Genomic DNA, 19324 nt, shown 5'->3' on the forward strand with positions numbered 1-19324 from the left:
TCAACTTCCCTCACTACCAACTCCCGGACACGGCGAACTACCGGACTACGACGTATGCCTCCCGGCGAACCTGCGCCCCGACGCCGATCGTTTGATTCGCTATCTGCACGAATTGCCACATCGGCGAGTGAAGTACTGCCCCTGGTGTGGCCACACCAACTTGAACCTGCAAAATCATTTGGCCCTACAACGGCTCCCACGTTACTACTGCGGTTCCTGTCGCAAGAGCTGCAACAGTTTGAGCGATTCGCCCTTTGCACACCTGCGCCGGATGGACCTGTGGTCAACGTTTGCCGTGTACCTGCTGGCCGGTTGGTCCAGCGTCCAGATCGCGCCTCGTTTGGGGGTGAACCACAAGGTCTACTTCAGCTGGGGGCAGGCGGTTCAAGAGGCGATGGCTGAGGAGTGTCCTGAGTTGCATCAGTGGTGGACGACACGCCATTACCGGGAAAACCTGCAACCGCCCGAACACATTGCAGCGCAACAGCAAGCGGTCATCACTTGGATTGAAACGATGCTGAACGCACAGCACGCGACGTGCCAAAGGTGTGGGGGAACGCGGACCTATCGAATTAAAGGCATTCGCCCGAAGTTCAAGTGCGATCCCTGCGTGACCTGCTTTTCCATTCTGTCCGGGACGCCGCTGGTCGGGATGATTCGACCTGAACTCTGGATCGATTTCGTGAAAGGGGTGATGGATGGCCAAAGTATCCCGGACCTTAAACGGCGCTCAGGGTTGGGCATGGGCGGCAGTACGCGCTGGCGTGAACAGTTTTTATTGTTGATCGAAGCGTTGGGGCACCCCGAACTCTTGGGATGGATCACCTGGATGCGCAGTCGTCGTAATAACGAAGCGGTCAGTTTTGTGCGTCAGGGTGGTCACCTGGACAAGGCAACGCGCTCTATTTATCCGCAAGGAACGCGTAAAGGCAGATTTGTTTCAAAAAAATAGGCGCTGCGAAGGCTGAGATCTTTTGATTTTTTTCATGTCCGCAAAACTTGTAGGACTGCTCCCATTGCGGCGAGGGGGCTTGCCCCCGTTGGGCTGCGAAGCAGCCCCAAACCCTGCCACCGCATTCCTGCTGACGCACCGCACCGCCCGATTTACGCCGGCTGCGCCGCCGAACGGGGCGGCCACACCATCGCCACCATGACGTGCTTGGTCCTACACCCCGGTTGCAGCCGCCAAAGTCGCCGCTTATAGTTCGCCACGTCGCCGATAACAGTCAGCGACAGGGTTTCGCAGCCCTTACGATACGTGTAACCGAGCATCATAAAAGCAACGACGGTCGCATCAGCGCTCGTAGTCCGTTTTATGGTGGCTGTGTGTGGGAGACCTTCGGGTCTGCCGGGTTCCTCGTATCCTCGGTCTGCGAACCCGCACACAGCTACCACCCCATTCGTTTCGCAGCGAACGGAAGTAGCTCTTCTTTTAGAATCGAGGAGTTTTACTTATGACAATGTACAATCCGCCATGCCGCTTCACCCCCATGTCCCAATTCGCCACCGACTACCCCGTCCTGCTCATCGACAGCGACGCCCCGCTACGCGAACTCCACAACTGCGTCAGCGAACGCCTCAATGCCGTCCTCAAATACTTGCATCTGATGGCCTGCACCAGCCTGCCGGACTACGCCGAGAACGATATCAACACCGTCACCAACATCGCCCGGATCATGGTCCAGGATATAAGCGATGTATTTCGGGTGATTGAGCAGCGCGGATTTGAAACGCCCAAAAATCAGTAGCCAATTTTCAGTCATAAAAAACCCGCATTTCTGCGGGTTTTTTAATGCTGTTACAGCGCTGCGATCTTTTTGCTTTTAGGGCCGCGCTTTGAGCTGCTCCGCCGCAGCCTTCGCCAGGTCCGGCGGCAGGAAGTCTTTATCCGGGTTGTAATCAGCCTTGAGATAACGCGCCAGATCCTGCAAATCCCCCGGGTTCAAAGTGCCGGCGGCCTGCTTCAAGCGCAGGTTGTCGAGGATGTAGTCGTAGCGAGTGTTGTTGTAGTCGCGCACCGAGGTGTACAGCTGACGTTGCGCATCCAGCACGTCGACGATGTTTCGCGTGCCGACCTGATAACCGATTTCGGTCGCTTCCACGGCGCTTTGGTTGGAGATGATCGATTGCTTGCGCGCTTGCACCTGTTCGACGTCGGTGTTCACCGCGCGGTGCAGGTTGCGGGTGCTTTCCACCACCTGACGACGCAGGGATTCGCGTTGCTGTTCGGTTTGATCAAGGCGTGAGTACGATTCGCGCACCTGGGAGTTGATCAAGCCGCCGCTGTAGATCGGGATATTCAGTTGCAGACCCACCGTCGTTTGCTCGACGTTGCCACTGTAAGGCTGGCCGAAGGCGTTCGGGTTGCTGAAACCCATGGCGTCGTTGTCGCCCTTCTCGTATTTCGCCACGGCGTCGACGGTGGGCGCGTGGCCGGCCTTGCGCTGCTTGAGCGTTTCTTCGGCGGCGCTGACGGCGTAGTTGCTGGCCAGCAAATTCAGGTTCTGTTTGGCGGCGGTGTCGACCCAGGATTTGGCGTCGTTCGGTGCCGGCGGCAGAATCGGCAACGTGTGGACGATGCCCTGAATCGAGTTGTACTGACGGTTGGTCAGGGTGATCAGGGCTTCAAACGCATCATCGACCTGACGCTGCGCGACGATCCGGTTGGCTCGCGCAGTGTCATAACTGGCTTGCGATTGCAGCACGTCGGTCTTGTCCGACAGGCCGACGTCGAAGCGCTCGTTGGACTGGTCGAGCTGGCGTTTGAACGCCGCTTCTTCGGCCTTGGTCGAGGCGAGGGTGTCCTGGCTTCGCAACACGTTGAAGTAGCTTTCGGCCGTTTGCAGAATCAGGTTTTGCTCGGTCGCCGAGAGTTGCAGTGCGGCCTGTTCGTTGACGTCTTTGGCGGCCTGATACTGGAACCAGCGATCGGCACGGAAAAGTGGTTGGGCCAGGGTCGCCTGATAGGAATGGGCGCTACGATTGGCAACGGCCGAGGGCTGGTCGATCGAGGTGCGCACGTTGGCCACTTCGGCACCGCCGGAGAGGTTCGGCAGCAGCCCGGCGCGGGCCTGGGGTACGACTTCTTTCTGCGCGCCGTACTGAGCGCGAGCGGCAGCCAGGTCGGCGTTATTGTCCACCGCTTCCTGGTAGACGCTGACCAGGTCGGTTTTGGTCGATAAGGGCGCTTCTGCTGCCCAGGCCATTCCGTTGGACGCACAAGACACGGCAAGGGCCAGTGAGAGTTTGCGCAGCATGAGGCGATCCCTAAAAAATTACGCTGATAATTTGAGCGCCAAAGGTACGGCGCAGCCCGCACAGCGTCAAGGCGGGACATGGGGTGCGAGTGTAGTTGGGCATCCGCATGGCAACAATCCTGTAATTGCGCCATTCATCATGGTGTTTACCGCGGTGTTGGCGTTCTTTGGCAGTTGTGTCTAGACTGGCCGGGTTCTTGTCGGGGTGCCTTGCTATGAGGCTGAGATCGAATAATTTCGGATCCCGTTGAACCTGATCAGGTTAGCGCCTGCGTAGGGAACAAGATTTCTCGTCACCCGGCGAGTCCTCTTGTGCTTCGTCCGGGATGTTGTTCGACAATCGAACACCCCTCGAGCACTGAGCACAGCACTGCTGGTTTTCCCAGCGCCCGTGCGTCCATTCGATTACAGGTTCGCTCCGACAAAAATCCACTGCCTGGATGTGTTTGGAGAGCCCGTGATGACGATAAAACTAAAAAACACTACGAACCTGAGTGATTCGGCCCAAGTCGATCAGCAATCGGTTCAGCCGTTTACCCGCTCGCAAAAAATCTATGTTCAGGGCTCTCGCCCGGACATCCTCGTGCCAATGCGCGAAATCAGCCTTGATGTGACCCCGACCGATTTCGGCGGTGAGATCAACGCGCCGGTGGTTGTGTACGACACCTCCGGCCCGTACACCGATCCCAACGTCATCATCGACGTGCGCAAAGGCCTGGCCGATGTGCGTTCGCCGTGGATCGAATCCCGTGGCGACACTGAGCGTCTGCCGGGTCTGAGTTCCAACTTCGGCCAGGAACGTCTCGCCGATGCGGAGCTGACCAAGCTGCGTTTCGCTCACGTGAACAACCCGCGCCGGGCCAAGGCCGGTGCCAACGTCAGCCAGATGCACTACGCCCGCAAAGGCATCATCACCGCCGAGATGGAATACGTCGCCATCCGCGAAAACATGAAGCTTGAAGTGGCTCGCGCCGCTGGCCTGCTGGACCAGCAACATGCCGGTCACAGCTTTGGCGCCAGCGTGCCGAAAATCATCACCCCCGAGTTCGTCCGTGAAGAGATCGCCCGCGGTCGCGCAATCATTCCGGCCAACATCAACCACACCGAACTGGAACCGATGATCATCGGCCGTAACTTCCTGGTGAAGATCAACGGCAACATCGGCAACAGCGCATTGGGTTCGTCCATTGAAGAAGAAGTGGCGAAACTGACCTGGGGTATTCGCTGGGGTTCGGACACGGTCATGGACCTGTCCACCGGCAAGCACATTCACGAAACCCGCGAGTGGATCATCCGCAACTCGCCAGTGCCGATCGGTACGGTGCCGATCTACCAGGCCCTGGAAAAAGTCGGCGGGGCTGCCGAAGACCTGACCTGGGAGCTGTTCCGCGACACGCTGATCGAACAGGCCGAGCAGGGCGTCGATTACTTCACCATCCACGCCGGCGTGTTGCTGCGCTACGTGCCGCTGACCGCCAAACGCGTGACCGGCATTGTTTCCCGTGGCGGTTCGATCATGGCCAAGTGGTGCCTGGCGCACCACAAAGAGAACTTCCTCTACACCCATTTCGAAGACATCTGCGAAATCATGAAGGCCTACGACGTCAGCTTCTCGCTGGGCGATGGCCTGCGTCCGGGCTCGATTGCCGACGCCAACGACGCTGCACAATTCGGTGAGCTGGAAACCCTCGGCGAGCTGACCAAAATTGCGTGGAAACATGACGTGCAGTGCATGATCGAAGGCCCGGGCCACGTGCCGATGCAGTTGATCAAAGAGAACATGGACAAGCAGCTGGAATGCTGCGACGAGGCGCCGTTCTACACCCTCGGCCCGCTGACCACTGACATCGCGCCAGGCTATGACCACATCACCTCGGGTATTGGTGCGGCGATGATCGGCTGGTTCGGTTGCGCGATGCTGTGCTACGTGACGCCGAAGGAACACTTGGGCCTGCCGAACAAGGATGACGTGAAGACCGGGATCATCACCTACAAGATCGCCGCGCACGCCGCCGATCTGGCGAAGGGGCATCCGGGTGCACAGATTCGCGACAATGCCTTGAGCAAGGCGCGTTTCGAATTCCGTTGGGAAGATCAGTTCAACCTGGGCCTTGATCCGGACACCGCGCGTTCGTATCACGACGAGACCTTGCCGAAGGATTCGGCCAAGGTCGCGCATTTCTGCTCCATGTGCGGACCGAAATTCTGTTCGATGAAGATCACCCAGGAAGTCCGCGAATACGCGGCCAACCAACGGATCGAAACCGTCGATGCCGAAGTCGCCCAGGGATTGGCGGACCAGGCAGAGCGGTTCAAACAGGAAGGCAGTCAGCTGTACAAGAAGGTTTGATCCAGTATTGATCGTTCCCACGCTCTGCGTGGGAATGCCTCTTGTGACGCTCTGCGTCACGCTTTGGGACGCGGAGCGTCCCGGGCTGCATTCCCACGCGGAGCGTGGGAACGATCACAACAAATGTCCCTCTGAGATAACACCCTTGAGCATTCAACCCAGCACTTACTCCCCGGATTCTGCGGTTCCGATCGACAAACGTGTCTTTGGCGGTCGCGATCTGTTTTCCCTGTGGTTCTCCCTCGGCATCGGCCTGATGGTCCTGCAGACCGGTGCATTGCTCGCGCCAGGTCTGGGCCTGTCCGGCTCGCTACTGGCGATCTTTCTCGGCACCCTGGTTGGCGTTCTGTTGCTGGCCGCCGTTGGCGTGATCGGCAGCGACACCGGTCTGTCGTCGATGGCCGCGCTGAAACTCAGCCTCGGTGCAAAAGGCGCGAGCCTGCCGGCCGTGCTGAACCTGCTGCAACTGATCGGTTGGGGCTCGTTCGAAATCATCGTCATGCGCGACGCCGCCAGTCTGCTCGGCGCGCGGGCGTTCAGTGAAGGCAGTCTGCTGTCGAATCCGCTGCTCTGGACCGTGTTCTTTGGTGGTTTGGCAACCTTGCTGGCTATCAGCGGCCCGCTGACGTTCGTGCGGCAGATCCTGCGCAAGTGGGGCATCTGGCTGCTGCTGGCCGCGTGCATCTGGCTGACCTGGAACCTGTTTGCCAAAGCCGATCTGGCCGCGTTGTGGGCGCAGGCCGGTGACGGTTCGATGTCGTTCGCCGTGGGCTTCGACATTGCCATCGCTATGCCGCTGTCGTGGTTGCCGCTGATTGCCGATTACTCACGTTTCGGCAAGCGTGCGAAAAACGTGTTCGGCGGCACGGCGCTGGGCTTCTTTATCGGTAACTTCTGGCTGATGAGTCTCGGCGTGGCTTACACCCTGGCGTTTGCGCCGAGCGGCGAAGTGAATGCCTTGCTGTTGGCATTGGCCGGTGCCGGTTTGGGGATTCCGCTGCTGCTGATCCTGCTGGACGAGTCGGAAAAAGCGTTCGCTGACATTCACTCGGCGGCCGTTTCCAGCGGGATTCTGTTGCGCTTGAAAGTCGAGCATCTGGCGCTGGCCATCGGTGTGATCTGCATCCTGATCGCCTGTCTGGCACCATTGGTCCAGTACCAGAACTTCCTGCTATTGATCGGTTCGGTGTTTGCGCCGCTGTTTGGCGTGGTGCTGGTGGATCACTTCATCCTGCGTAAACGCAGTGCTCGCGTGGCGTCAGCCGCATTGCGCTGGCCGGCGCTGCTCGCCTGGTTGGGCGGCGTGAGCACCTATCATTTGCTGGCTAATCTGTATCCGGACATCGGCGCAACCCTGCCGGCGTTGATTCTGGCAGGGCTGCTGCAGCTCATTCTGGGTCGAGCCTTCAGTTACGGCCAGGAAACAGCTCGGGCTTGAGAATGCCGTTCAGACGAGGGTAAGGGATCTTCAGTTCGATGTGGCCCAGCGCGTAAGGCGCGATGGTGCTGGTTTCGTACTTGAGGATCACGCCGCCGTAGGTCAGCGCCACGTTTTGGGTTTTCTGGAATTGCCAGTTCTTCAGGAACTCCGGCTCCTGATCGAGCTTGGTGCTGATCAGCCAGCTGTTGTGCGCTACCTGCGCGGCTTTCCAGAATGCCTCTTCCTGCCCAGGCACCAACATGTCCGACAGTGTCAGCACCTTGTGTTGCTGGCGTGAGTAGTTGATGAAGCTGCGGCCCGGCGTGCCATGGGCACCGCCGGTGTCCAGGTAGCTGGAGAATTCAACGATCACCAAGCCGTCATGCTGCTCACGTACCTTGGCTTGCAGGTAACTGCTGTAGCGCGGGCCGGCACTGCTCAAAAATTGCTCGCGATACGCTGCCAACGTCGGCGCCACTGGGGCGTCGGGCGAGGTGCGGGTCATTTGCAGCAGGCGTTTTTCGAGGATGCCGTCCAACTGCGGTTCGTCTGGGAAGCGCAGCGTATCAATGTTTACCAACGGGCAATCAGGCGTGGTGCAGCCAGGTTTCAACTGTTCCGATGCATCGCGGGTGGTTTCCAGCGGCGCCCGGTAGTTGGGTTGGAACAAACTCTGGCACGCGCCCAGAGTCAGGGCGATTGCGGCCACGGAGGCGATTTTAAAAAGCGACATGGGCGTCCTTCATAAAACAGGGAAAGGCGAAAAGTTACCCGCTTCGACTGTCAGCGGAGTAATCAGTTCGCCACTAAGCTAATTAGAGTTGTTTACAGCCCTGCCGTCTATCCCGCTGTCTGGAAAGGGGCTGCATCAAACGCCGCGGGCGCGTTAGGATGGCGCGAAGTCGAGGTTGCAAGTAACAAAAAGGAGCCTCGTAACGGATTTTCAGTAAAGAGGATTGTCATGACTGATTTTGCCAACGCCATTCCGGCCACCGTTGAGATCGTTCGGCGCGAAAAGTGCTACGAGGGCTTCTACAAGCTCGATCGCGTGCACTTGCGCCACGAACTGTTCGCCGGTGGCATGAGTCGCGAGATCAATCGTGAAGTGTTCGTTCGCCACGATGCGGTGTGCGTGCTGCCGTACGATCCGCAACGCGATGAAGTGGTGTTGATCGAGCAGTTTCGCGTCGGTGCCATGGGCAAAATCGACAATCCATGGCTGATCGAACTGGTCGCTGGTCTGATCGACAAGGATGAAGAACCGGAAGCAGTTGCTCACCGCGAAGCGCAGGAGGAAGCTGGGCTTGTGTTCGGGGCGCTCTGGCCGATGACCCAATATTTTCCATCGCCGGGCGGCAGCAATGAATTCGTGCATTTGTACCTGGGGCGCTGCGACAGTACCGGGGTTGGCGGCTTGCATGGGCTGGAGGAAGAAGCAGAAGATATCCGCGTCACGGTCTGGGCCTTTGAAGATGCCCTGCAGGCCGTACGCGACGGACGAATTGCCAACGCGGCCAGCATCATTGCTTTGCAATGGCTTGCTTTGAACCGCGCTGAAGTGAGGGGGTTATGGTCGTAAATAAACTTCGCGATCGCTATCGGGTCGACCTTGTGGGGTTGCAAGCCTCCTGCGAGGCCAACTACGCGCGCCTGATGCGACTGCTACCGGACATGCGCAACGAGCCGCAGGCGCGGCGCATTGCCGTGACCCACGGCGACCAGATGCTCGGCGTGCTGGCCCTCGAAGTGCTGCAGGTCTGTCCGTACACGACGACTTTGCAAGTGCGCCAGGAACACAGCCTGCCGTGGCTGCCGGTGCCGCAACTGGAAGTGCAGGTCTATCACGACGCGTGCATGGCCGAAGTGGTCAGCGCCGAACATGCGCGACGCTTTCGCGGCATCTATCCTTACCCGAATGCCTCAATGCATCAGCCGGACGAAAAGGCCCAGCTGAATATGTTCTTGGGCGAATGGCTGAGCCATTGTCTGGCGTGTGGGCATGAGTACGCGGTTGTACGCTGAGTGCACTAGTTGTGAACTGGGTCAGGTTCACAGGTTTCCCCTTTTGATCGTCCCCCAGCATAATTGCGGCACTCATCCAATCCCGTGATTCAGCCCTGGGAGAACGCCTTGCCGAGCGTATCCACATTAACCACCGCCGATTCGGCGTTGCTGGTGCAACTCTCCGACAGTCATCTGTTTGCCGAGACGGACGGGACGTTGTTGGGCATGAATACCCGTGACAGTCTGCAAAAGGTCATCGAGCTGGTGCGGGTTCAGCAGCCGCAGATTGATCTGATCATCGCCAGCGGTGATTTGTCTCAGGACGGGACGCTGGAGTCCTATCAGCTGTTTCGCGACCTGACCCGGCAGCTCGATGCGCCGGCGCGCTGGATACCCGGCAATCACGATGAGCCACAGATCATGGCCGAAGCGGCCGTGCAGAGTGCGTTGCTGGAGCCGGTGGTGGATGTCGGTAACTGGCGGGTCACGTTGCTCGATTCGGCCGTGCCGGGTTCGGTGCCGGGGTATCTGCAGGATGAGCAGTTGCAATTGCTGGCCCGTTCGTTGAGCGAGGCACCGCAGCGGCATCATCTGGTGTGCTTCCATCATCATCCGGTGTCAATCGGGTGTGCGTGGATGGAACCGATCGGGTTGCGTAATCCTGAGGCGTTGTTTGCGGTGCTCGATCGGTTTCCGCAGGTTCGCGCTGTTTTGTGGGGGCATGTGCATCAAGAGATCGACCAGGTTCGCAATGGCGTACGTTTGATTGCTTCGCCTTCGACGTGTATTCAGTTCGAACCGGGCAGTGATGATTTCAAGGTGAGTGACGAAGCCCCAGGGTACCGCTGGTTGCGGCTTTTGCCGGATGGCCGTCTCGAAACCGGCGTGGAACGCGTCACCGGGTTCGACTTTGAGGTCGATTACGGTTCGAACGGCTATTGATTTTTTTGTTACTACCAAAGACCGAGTCGCGGCCATCGCGAGCAAGCTCGCTCCCACAGGGGATTTGTGAACGACGCAGATCCAGTGTGTGAGCGAGCTTGCTCGCGATGGCGGCGGCTCAGGCAACCTGAATCCTGCGGATCCCCCCGACTCCCTGTAAACTGCGCCTCTTTACCCGACGCACAGGGAGCTCAAATGTCCGGTTCGATCCTATATATCCACGGTTTCAACAGCGCGCCTGCCTCCAAAAAGGCCTGTCAGTTGATCGATGTGATGGAGCGTCTGGGCTTGAGCGATCAGTTGCGCGTTCCGGCCTTGCATCACCATCCGCGCGAGGCCATCGGTCAGCTAGATCGGGCGATTGAAGAGCTGGGGCGGCCACTGCTGGTCGGCAGCTCACTCGGCGGCTACTATGCGACTCACTTGGCCGAGCGCCATGACCTCAAGGCCCTGTTGATCAACCCTGCCGTCAGTCCGCACCGGATGTTCGACGGGTATCTGGGGACGCAGAAAAACCTGTATACCGATGAGGCCTGGGAATTGACCCACGACCACGTGACGGCCCTGGCCGAGCTGGAAGTGCCGGCGCCCCAGGACCCGCAGCGGTATCAGGTGTGGTTGCAGACCGGCGATGAAACGCTGGACTACCGCCTCGCCCAGCAGTACTACCGGGCCTGTGCCTTGCGCATCCAGGCCGGCGGCGACCATAGTTTCCAGGGTTTTGCCGAGCAACTTCCGGCAATGCTGAGTTTCGCCGGCATCGGCGCAGATTTGTATCAGGCGATCGATTTCACAGCACTGTGAGTCATCGCCTCTTTTTCACAGAACACTCTTTTTACAGGCGGACGACGAGACCCCATGGCCACTCCCAGCGCTAGCTCTTATAACGCAGACGCCATCGAAGTCCTCTCGGGCCTCGACCCGGTGCGCAAACGCCCCGGCATGTACACCGACACCAGTCGGCCGAACCACCTCGCCCAGGAAGTCATCGACAACAGCGTCGACGAAGCCTTGGCCGGGCATGCGACGTCGGTGCAGGTCATCCTGCACGCCGATCACTCCCTGGAAGTCAGCGATGACGGCCGTGGCATGCCGGTGGATATCCACGCCGAAGAAGGCGTTTCGGGCGTCGAGCTGATCCTCACCAAGCTCCACGCGGGCGGCAAGTTTTCCAACAAGAATTACCAGTTCTCCGGCGGTCTGCACGGGGTAGGTATTTCCGTGGTCAACGCCTTGTCGAACGAAGTCCGGGTGCGCGTCAAGCGTGACGGCAACGAATACCAGATGACCTTCGCCAATGGTTACAAGCAAACCGAGCTGGAGGTCATTGGCACCGTCGGCAAGCGCAACACCGGTACCAGCGTGTTCTTCGCGCCGGACCCGAAGTACTTCGATTCGCCGAAATTCTCCATCAGCCGCCTCAAGCACGTGCTCAAGGCCAAGGCCGTTCTGTGCCCCGGGCTGCTGGTCAGTTTTGAAGACAAGGCCACCGGCGAGAAAGTCGAATGGCATTACGAAGACGGCCTGCGCTCCTACCTGGTCGACGCGGTCAGCGAATTTGAACGCCTGCCGGACGAACCGTTCTGCGGCAGCCTGGCCGGTAACAAAGAAGCGGTCGATTGGGCGCTGCTGTGGTTGCCGGAAGGTGGCGACAGCGTGCAGGAAAGCTACGTCAACCTGATCCCGACGGCTCAGGGCGGCACCCACGTCAACGGTCTGCGACAGGGCTTGCTCGATGCGATGCGCGAATTCTGCGAATTCCGCAGCCTGCTGCCTCGTGGCGTGAAACTGGCGCCGGAAGACGTCTGGGAACGCATCGCTTTCGTTCTGTCGATGAAGATGCAAGAGCCGCAATTCTCCGGCCAGACCAAAGAGCGTCTGTCGTCCCGTGAAGCGGCCGCGTTCGTGTCCGGGGTAGTCAAGGACGCGTTTAGCCTGTGGCTCAACGCCCACCCTGAAACCGGCATGCTGCTGGCGGAACTGGCGATCAACAATGCCGGCCGCCGTCTGAAGGCCAGCAAAAAGGTTGAGCGCAAGCGCATCACTGCAGGGCCAGCGCTGCCGGGCAAACTCGCCGACTGCGCCGGGCAGGATCCGATGCGTTCCGAGCTGTTCCTGGTGGAAGGTGATTCCGCTGGCGGTTCGGCCAAGCAGGCGCGGGATAAAGAGTTTCAGGCGATCCTGCCTTTGCGTGGCAAGATTCTGAACACCTGGGAAGTCGACGGAAGCGAAGTGCTGGCCAGTCAGGAAGTGCACAACATTGCCGTGGCCATCGGTGTTGATCCAGGCTCGGCGGACATCGCCCAGCTGCGGTACGGCAAAATCTGCATCCTCGCCGACGCCGACTCCGACGGTCTGCACATCGCCACCTTGCTGTGTGCGTTGTTCGTCCAGCATTTCCGCCCGTTGGTGGATGCCGGTCACGTCTACGTCGCCATGCCGCCGCTGTACCGCATCGACCTGGGCAAAGAGATTTACTACGCCCTGGACGAAGCCGAACGCGATGGCATCCTCGATCGTCTGGTGGCCGAGAAGAAACGTGGCAAGCCGCAGGTCACACGATTCAAAGGTCTGGGTGAAATGAACCCGCCGCAGCTGCGCGAAACCACCATGGACCCGAACACTCGGCGTCTGGTGCAGCTGACGCTTGAAGATTACGACGCTACAGCAGAAATGATGGACATGCTGCTGGCGAAGAAACGCGCGGGTGATCGCAAATCCTGGCTGGAATCCAAAGGCAACCTGGCCGAGGTTCTTGGCTGATGCGGGTTGGCTTTGCCCTGGCGTGTGCGTTACTGCTGACCTCGGTGACGGCGTTTGCCGAACCGGTGCCGGAACTGCGCCTGTTGTCCGAGCATCCCGTTGACGGTATGCGCGGCGGCAACCTGTCGGGGCTGGCCCAGTGTGGCAAGGATATGTGGACGGTGTCCGATCGCGATGATGATCAGATTTACCGCCTCGATACCCGCGATACCGTCTGGCAGGCTGAAACCGTGGGCATCGACGTACCTGCGGTGCCTGACAGCGATTTGCCTTGGGGGCTGCGTTCTCGGACCTGGGTGGCGTCGTTTGTCCGGGGCGGGGATCTGGATTTTGAAGGCATCACCTGCGACGGCGCGGGTAATCGCTACATCGTCAGTGAATCCCATGCGGCGGTTCTGCAAGTGCCGCCCGTTGGGCCATCGTCCTGGCTGAAGATCTCGCCGATTCTGATTCGCGAAGCCCGGGCCAGCGGCATGCTGCTGCACTTCAATGCGTTGTTCGAGGGCCTGGCGATCAATCCGGCGGGTGATCAATTGTGGCTCGCTGCCGAGCGTCAAAGTCGTGGATTGCTGCTGATCAAGCGCAAACAGACGGTCTGGGATTGCGATGGGGGTTGCGTGTTGGTGAGCGAAGCGGGGAAAGAAATGCAGCCGGCGCAGTTTCCCCGAGCCAAAGCGGTATCTCGGGACTTTGCCGATCTATCGCTGTTCGACGGCAAGCTGTTCACCCTTGAACGCAACGCCTACCAGATCTGCCGCCGTGATTCGGTGACGGCCAAGGTCGAGCGCTGCTGGTCGTTTGCCAATGAAGCCTTGCAGGCGCATCGCCGTTATTCAGATCCCTACGGCCTGACCGAAGCGTTGGTTATCGACGCAGAGGGGGCGTGGATCGGCACCGACAACAACAACGATGCCCGCGCCGATGGCGAGAAACGCCCGATCGTCTGGCGTTTTGCCGCGCCTGAAGGTGGCTGGAGTGCCAAGCCATGAGTCAGCAGCCACCGGGCAAACGCGCCGGTCGAGTATTGTTGGTGCTGGCCTGGTGCGCGGCGCTGTTTCTGGCCACACGGTTTTTCGGTCAGTGGGAACAGCGCCAGCAGAATCCGAACGCGGTTGTCAGTTCGCAACAGGGCGAAGGTTTTATCGAAGTGAAACTGGCCAGTAACAGCCAGGGACATTTTGTCGCCAGCGGCCAGATCAACGGCCAGCCGGTGGATTTCATGCTCGATACCGGGGCGACTGATGTGGCAATCCCGGGTGGTATGGCCGAACGGCTGAAACTGGAAAAAGGCTTCGGGGTGACCCTGAGCACGGCCAGCGGTCGTACCGAGGGCTATCGAACCCGCATTGACCGGCTGCAACTGGGCGACATTGTGCTGCGTGATGTTCGAGCCCTCGTTGTGCCGGGCCTGGATGGCAATCAAGTGCTGCTCGGTATGAGCGCGCTGAACAAACTTGAATTTACCCAGCGCGGTGGCACCATGCTGCTGCGCCAGACAACGAACCGATGAGGCCCGCATGAGCGACTCCCTTGATCTCAGCCTGGACGGTGTAGAACGCCGGTCACTGGCTGACTTCACCGAAAATGCCTACCTCAACTACTCCATGTACGTGATCATGGACCGTGCCTTGCCGCATATCGGCGATGGCCTGAAACCGGTACAGCGACGCATCATCTATGCGATGAGCGAGTTGGGGCTGGACGCCGATTCCAAGCACAAGAAGTCGGCGCGTACCGTCGGTGACGTGCTCGGTAAGTTCCACCCGCACGGCGATTCGGCCTGCTACGAAGCCATGGTCCTGATGGCCCAGCCGTTCAGTTACCGCTACACGCTGGTCGACGGCCAGGGTAACTGGGGTGCGCCGGATGATCCCAAGTCCTTCGCCGCCATGCGTTACACCGAGGCGCGGCTGTCGCGTTATTCCGAAGTGCTGCTCAGCGAACTGGGCCAGGGCACCGCGGACTGGGGCCCGAACTTTGACGGCACCCTCGACGAGCCGCTGGTGTTGCCGGCGCGTTTGCCGAACATCCTGCTCAACGGCACCACTGGCATCGCCGTGGGCATGGCCACCGACGTACCGCCACACAACCTGCGCGAAGTCGCGACAGCGTGCGTGCGTTTGCTCGATGAGCCCAAAGCCACGGTCGAACAGCTCTGCGAACACATTCAGGGCCCGGATTACCCGACCGAAGCGGAAATCATCACGCCGCGCGCCGATCTGCTGAAAATGTACGAAACCGGCAAGGGGTCGGTGCGCATGCGCGCCGTGTACCACATTGAAGACGGCGACATCATCGTTACCGCGCTGCCGCATCAGGTCTCCGGTGCCAAGGTGCTGGAGCAGATCGCGGCGATGATGCAGGCCAAGCCGTCCAAGGCTCCACAGATCGCTGACCTGCGAGACGAATCCGACCACGAAAACCCGTGCCGGATCGTGATTATTCCGGGCGCACGCAAAAACTTTGACCACGATGCGCTGATGCAGCACCTGTTCGCCAGCACCGAGCTGGAGTCGAGCTACCGGGTCAACATCAACATCATCGGTCTGGACGGCAAGCCGCAGTTGAAAAACCTGCGTGCGTTGCTGGTGGAATGGCTGGAGTTCCGCGTCAACACCGTGCGTCGACGCCTGCAATTCCGCCTCGACAAGGTCGAGCGCCGCCTGCACCTGTTGGACGGTTTGTTGATCGCCTACCTCAACCTGGATGAAGTGATTCACATCATCCGTACCGAAGAACACCCGAAGGCGGCGCTGATCGCGCGTTTCGCCCTGAGCGAAATCCAGGCCGATTACATCCTTGACACCCGTTTGCGTCAGTTGGCGCGCCTGGAAGAAATGAAGCTGCGTGCCGAGCAGGATGAACTGCTCAAGGAACAGGCCAAGCTGCAAGCCTTGCTGGGTAGTGAAGCCAAGCTGAAAAAACTGGTACGCACCGAACTGATCAAGGACGCCGAAACCTACGGCGACGACCGTCGTTCACCCATCGTCGAGCGCACCGAAGCCAAGGCCCTGACCGAGCACGATCTGCTGCCGAACGAGAAAGTGACCGTCGTCCTGTCGGAAAAAGGCTGGGTTCGTTCTGCCAAAGGGCACGAAATCGACGCCACCGGGCTTTCCTACAAAGCCGGGGATGGTTTCAAGGCCTTGGCGCCCGGTCGCTCCAACCAGTTCGCCGTGTTTATCGACTCCACCGGTCGCAGCTATTCGGTGGCCGCACACACGCTGCCATCGGCCCGTGGCCAGGGCGAACCACTGACCGGTCGTCTGACGCCGCCACCAGGGGCGAGCTTCGAATGCGTGCTGATGCCGGAAGACGATTCGCTGTATGTGATCGCGTCCGACGCCGGTTACGGGTTCGTGGTCAAGGGTGAAGACCTGCAAGCCAAGAACAAGGCGGGCAAGGCGCTGTTGAGCCTGCCGAACAACGCCAAGGTGATTCTGCCGCGTCCGGTGGCCGATCGTGAGCAGAACTGGTTGGCCTCGGTGACCACCGAAGGTCGCCTGCTGATCTTCAAGATCAGCGATCTGCCACAATTAGGTAAGGGCAAAGGCAACAAGATCATCGGGATCTCCGGTGAGCGTGTCGCCAGTCGCGAAGAATATGTCACGGACATCGCCGTGTTGCCGGATGGCGCGACGTTGGTGCTGCAGGCCGGAAAACGTACCTTGTCGCTGAAAGCAGACGACCTTGAACACTACAAAGGTGAGCGCGGACGTCGTGGTAACAAACTGCCACGTGGCTTTCAAAGGGTAGATGCGCTGCTCGTCGAAAACCTCAATTAAGCGTCCTAGAGCGCTCGATCTACGATTTAACGCGTAGATCGACGCTTTGGCGCTGGAGTCGGAACGCATATTCACGGATGATATGGCCTTTCAAGCGCCGGCGTGGCTGAGCGTTCTTTGTATTTTTTGAGTATTTTCACTGTGGTTAGCCTTGTGGCAACCACCTGGATGGGACGATGACTGCTCTGCGCCTTCCTTTTATTTTGATGCTCGCTGGCGTTCTTGGCCTGGCGGGTTGCAGCACACACCAACCGGTGTCGCTGTATCAACTGGACAGCGGAAGTCCGGCTGAGCCTGCGCAAAGCGCGGGCATGGCTGTATTGCTGGGTCCGGTAACGGTGGCTGATTACCTGCAACGCGAAACGTTGTTGCAGCGACAGCCGGATGGCAGCCTGCAAGCTTCGACTGATGGTCGTTGGGCGGGTAGCCTGTCGTCCGATATCGATCAGCTGTTGCTGCGTCAGGTAGCGGGTCATCTGGACAGCCAGCGCGTGGTGCTGGCGCCTGCGACAGTGGGCTTCACGCCGGATGTTCAGGTTCTTCTGACGATTACTCGTCTGGACTCGGGTGAGGCGCAACCGGCGATCCTTGATGCGCAATGGCGTCTGATCGACCGTCGGGGCCAGGTTCGCGATAACCGCATCATTCACCTGCAAGAGCAGCATGCCGGTGGCACAGCGGCTCAGGTTCAGGCTCAGGGTGTGTTGCTGCAGCGTTTGGCTGAGCAACTGTCGACGGCGCTCAAGCCACTGGCCAATCAGCCACCGATCGCCGAAGCGCCGAAAAAGCCGGCAGCCAAGCCGGCGGCACCAGCGGCGGAAGCGGAAAAGCAACCGAAGATCCCGATGGCTTCGCCGATCCGGACCGATATGGAAGTGTTCAGGTTCTAAGCCTGGACTGATCCAAAGCAAAGCCCGCCTAGTGCGGGCTTTGTTGTTTCTGCAGTTTAGAGATCTCTGCTGCCTGTCCTGGCCTCATCGCGAGCAAGCTCGCTCCCACAGGGCCCCTCTGGTGTTCACAAAGAATATGTCCACTGAGGATCCCTGTGGGAGCGAGCTTGCTCGCGATGAGGCCAGAGCAGGCAACAAAAAGCCCGCAGACGATTACTCGTCTGCGGGCTTTTTTATAACGGGGCTATTTACGCCCGACGCTCATGCATCCGCGCCAGTTGTCGCTCGAGCATCGACGGATAAGGCTCCATCAGCCGCTCTACGCAGCAAGCCCCTTCCGGGCTTGCGATCGGGCGGATACGCGCACGCTGGCGGATCAGCGCGTCGTCACCGATCTTGCGCTCCACCAGCAGCAGGTTGCGGCTGTGTTGCGACAGGGCCAGCGCATCCTGAGCGGCTTCGGTCAGCAGCAGATCAATCTGGCTGAGGCCGAACAGCTCGTCACCCAGGGTCAGGCCCAACTGCAATTGCAAGGTGATGCCGCTGTCGGCGACTTCGATCTGCAGCTGATGGCCCAGAGCTCGCAACAACTCACCGCAGCAGATGGCGTTGGTCAGGTAGTCGTCGCCGCTGTCTTCGGTGTGGAACAGCATCAGCGTGCTGCCATCGTTCAGGGTGTGCAGTTCGCTCTGGTAGAGCGAGGCGGCCTGATCGAGACAGTCGCGATAGCGTTTGAGCAATTCTTCCAGCCGAGTCCGGGGCAGACGACGCAGCTGATCCTGAGCGCCCAGTTGCACGGCCAGGACGGCGCTGTGCTGTGGCACGTTCGAGATCACCGGTTTTACTGCCGGTTTCGGCGCGACGTCGGCCGATTCATCACGCAAATCGGCAAATGCATCATCGTCGTCATCGTCTTCAACGGTGCTGACAATCTGCCGTGGCGCAGGTTTGAGGCCGGCCACAGGCTTGGCTTCGTCAAAACTCGGGTCACGCAGATTGCGCACCTCGAAGGTTGGCTCGTTATCGTCTGCGTCTTCGTAGTCGCTTTCGTCGTACTCAGGCTCGGGAGCAGGTTCCGGCTCGGCCGGCTCTGGCGCAAAGTTGGCGTGCAACTGGCGAGCCAGGTCGCCGATTTCATCCTGACGCTCGGTGGCCGGGGTGTATTCGTCGATATGGCGCAGCCACACCCGCAATTGCAGCAACGGCGTGGAGATGTGCCGACCCAGGCGCAGGCTCAAGGCCAGGGACAGCGCCAGCAGAATCGCGCTCAAAATGCCCATGCTTTGCAGGCTGATGGTCATCGGCTGCTGGAACTGATCCATGTCCAGGCTGATGCGCAGTTGCCCGGCGGTCACGTCCTGGAAAGTGATCTTGCTCTGGTACATGCCTTCGGCTTCGCCCAGCAGGCTATGCTTGGGGCGCTGACCGGCTTCGGCGAGGATGCGGTTATCCACGCTGTAGATGGCAGCATGAGCCACCAGCTTGTTTTTGGTCAGGTTGTTGAGCAGCACGTTGAGGCTGAGGATGTCGTTGGACACCAACAGCTCCGTGGCGGACGTGGCAGTCTGGGTGGTCAGGCTTTCGCCCAGGGCATCCGCCTGCTCGTGCATGGCCTGCTTGAACTGCAAACCCATCACACAGGCATAGATCACCAGAGCCAGAGCGACCAGGATCACGTTATGGCTGGCGATGCGCAATGCAATCGGTACACGGCGGTGGCGCAGTGCACGGAAGATCAGCAGAAAGAAGTTATCGGTTTTTACTGGCGTGGGCCGGTTCACTTGAGCTCGGCTCTTTTGTCCGTGAAGTTGACGCGCAGTATAGCGACAGGCCCTAGACCGTCAAAGCGCTCACGGTGCCCGATGGTCACTGAATGTGGGTAGAATGCGGTTTTTTTCCACCTGCGGGGGTGC

The 19324-nt window shown here is 59.6% G+C and carries 16 protein-coding genes and 1 riboswitch; of the genes, 13 read left to right on the forward strand and 3 right to left on the reverse strand.

Going from position 1 to position 19324, the window contains the following annotated elements; all coding sequences use genetic code 11:
- Positions 1-295 precede the first annotated feature (295 nt).
- Positions 296-952, forward strand: a complete 657-nt coding sequence (locus ACYZT7_RS03405; protein WP_462039951.1) for a transposase — start codon at positions 296-298, stop codon at positions 950-952.
- 502 nt (positions 953-1454) lie between these two features.
- Positions 1455-1748, forward strand: a complete 294-nt coding sequence (locus tag ACYZT7_RS03410; protein WP_462039952.1) for a fructose-bisphosphate aldolase — start codon at positions 1455-1457, stop codon at positions 1746-1748.
- Positions 1749-1823: 75 nt separating this feature from the next.
- Here ACYZT7_RS03410 and ACYZT7_RS03415 read toward each other — a convergent pair whose 3' ends face one another.
- Positions 1824-3257, reverse strand: a complete 1434-nt coding sequence (locus tag ACYZT7_RS03415; protein WP_462039953.1) for a TolC family outer membrane protein — start codon at positions 3255-3257, stop codon at positions 1824-1826.
- 191 nt (positions 3258-3448) lie between these two features.
- Positions 3449-3554, forward strand: a riboswitch (TPP riboswitch).
- A 163-nt stretch (positions 3555-3717) separates the two neighbouring features.
- Here ACYZT7_RS03415 and thiC point away from each other — a divergent pair.
- Together thiC and cytX are read left to right on the forward strand one after the other, a co-directional pair.
- Positions 3718-5607 (forward strand): phosphomethylpyrimidine synthase ThiC, encoded by a 1890-nt coding sequence (gene thiC / locus ACYZT7_RS03420; RefSeq protein ID WP_046056450.1) that lies wholly within the window; start codon positions 3718-3720, stop codon positions 5605-5607.
- Between the two features lie 145 nt (positions 5608-5752).
- On the forward strand, positions 5753-7045 hold the full coding sequence (gene cytX / locus ACYZT7_RS03425; RefSeq protein WP_462039954.1) for a putative hydroxymethylpyrimidine transporter CytX: 1293 nt from the start codon (positions 5753-5755) through the stop codon (positions 7043-7045).
- On the opposite strand, the gene ACYZT7_RS03430 is transcribed toward cytX, so the two are convergent.
- On the reverse strand, positions 7014-7760 hold the full coding sequence (locus ACYZT7_RS03430) for an RsiV family protein (protein WP_462039955.1): 747 nt from the start codon (positions 7758-7760) through the stop codon (positions 7014-7016). The genes cytX and ACYZT7_RS03430 overlap by 32 nt on opposite strands.
- Positions 7761-7988: 228 nt before the next feature.
- Between ACYZT7_RS03430 and ACYZT7_RS03435 the strand changes: the two genes are divergently transcribed.
- From ACYZT7_RS03435 to ACYZT7_RS03475, 9 genes are all read left to right on the forward strand, one after another.
- Entirely contained in the window at positions 7989-8606 is a 618-nt protein-coding gene (locus ACYZT7_RS03435; RefSeq protein WP_462039956.1) for an NUDIX domain-containing protein, read from the forward strand.
- A complete protein-coding gene (locus ACYZT7_RS03440) occupies positions 8597-9049 on the forward strand; it encodes a DUF1249 domain-containing protein (protein WP_282376656.1) in 453 nt (150 codons plus the stop codon). Before ACYZT7_RS03435 ends, ACYZT7_RS03440 begins: the two co-directional genes overlap by 10 nt.
- A 108-nt stretch (positions 9050-9157) precedes the next feature.
- Positions 9158-9973 (forward strand): 3',5'-cyclic-AMP phosphodiesterase, encoded by an 816-nt coding sequence (gene cpdA, locus ACYZT7_RS03445; RefSeq protein WP_461968125.1) that lies wholly within the window; start codon positions 9158-9160, stop codon positions 9971-9973.
- Positions 9974-10168: 195 nt separating this feature from the next.
- Positions 10169-10777: a YqiA/YcfP family alpha/beta fold hydrolase gene (locus ACYZT7_RS03450; RefSeq protein WP_462039957.1), complete on the forward strand. Its 609-nt coding sequence runs from the start codon at positions 10169-10171 to the stop codon at positions 10775-10777.
- Between the two features lie 54 nt (positions 10778-10831).
- Positions 10832-12736: a DNA topoisomerase IV subunit B gene (gene parE / locus ACYZT7_RS03455; protein WP_462039958.1), complete on the forward strand. Its 1905-nt coding sequence runs from the start codon at positions 10832-10834 to the stop codon at positions 12734-12736.
- Entirely contained in the window at positions 12736-13725 is a 990-nt protein-coding gene (locus ACYZT7_RS03460) for an esterase-like activity of phytase family protein (RefSeq protein WP_462039959.1), read from the forward strand. The genes parE and ACYZT7_RS03460 overlap by 1 nt, the downstream gene beginning before the upstream one ends.
- Positions 13722-14246, forward strand: a complete 525-nt coding sequence (locus tag ACYZT7_RS03465; protein WP_462039960.1) for a retropepsin-like aspartic protease family protein — start codon at positions 13722-13724, stop codon at positions 14244-14246. The genes ACYZT7_RS03460 and ACYZT7_RS03465 overlap by 4 nt, the downstream gene beginning before the upstream one ends.
- Before the next feature lie 7 nt (positions 14247-14253).
- Positions 14254-16521 carry a DNA topoisomerase IV subunit A gene (gene parC, locus ACYZT7_RS03470; protein WP_462039962.1) on the forward strand — a complete coding sequence of 756 codons (2268 nt, stop codon included), beginning with the start codon at positions 14254-14256 and terminating at the stop codon, positions 16519-16521.
- A 176-nt stretch (positions 16522-16697) separates the two neighbouring features.
- Positions 16698-17411 carry a PqiC family protein gene (locus ACYZT7_RS03475; protein ID WP_449646189.1) on the forward strand — a complete coding sequence of 238 codons (714 nt, stop codon included), beginning with the start codon at positions 16698-16700 and terminating at the stop codon, positions 17409-17411.
- 248 nt (positions 17412-17659) lie between these two features.
- Here the strand turns inward: ACYZT7_RS03475 and ACYZT7_RS03480 are convergent, their stop codons facing one another.
- The gene (locus ACYZT7_RS03480) at positions 17660-19192 is read right to left on the reverse strand and encodes an AhpA/YtjB family protein (protein ID WP_462039963.1); all 1533 of its coding nucleotides are present in this window, start codon (positions 19190-19192) and stop codon (positions 17660-17662) included.
- Between the last annotated feature and the right edge of the window lie 132 nt (positions 19193-19324).

Source organism: Pseudomonas sp. RT4P38, from assembly GCF_054897765.1.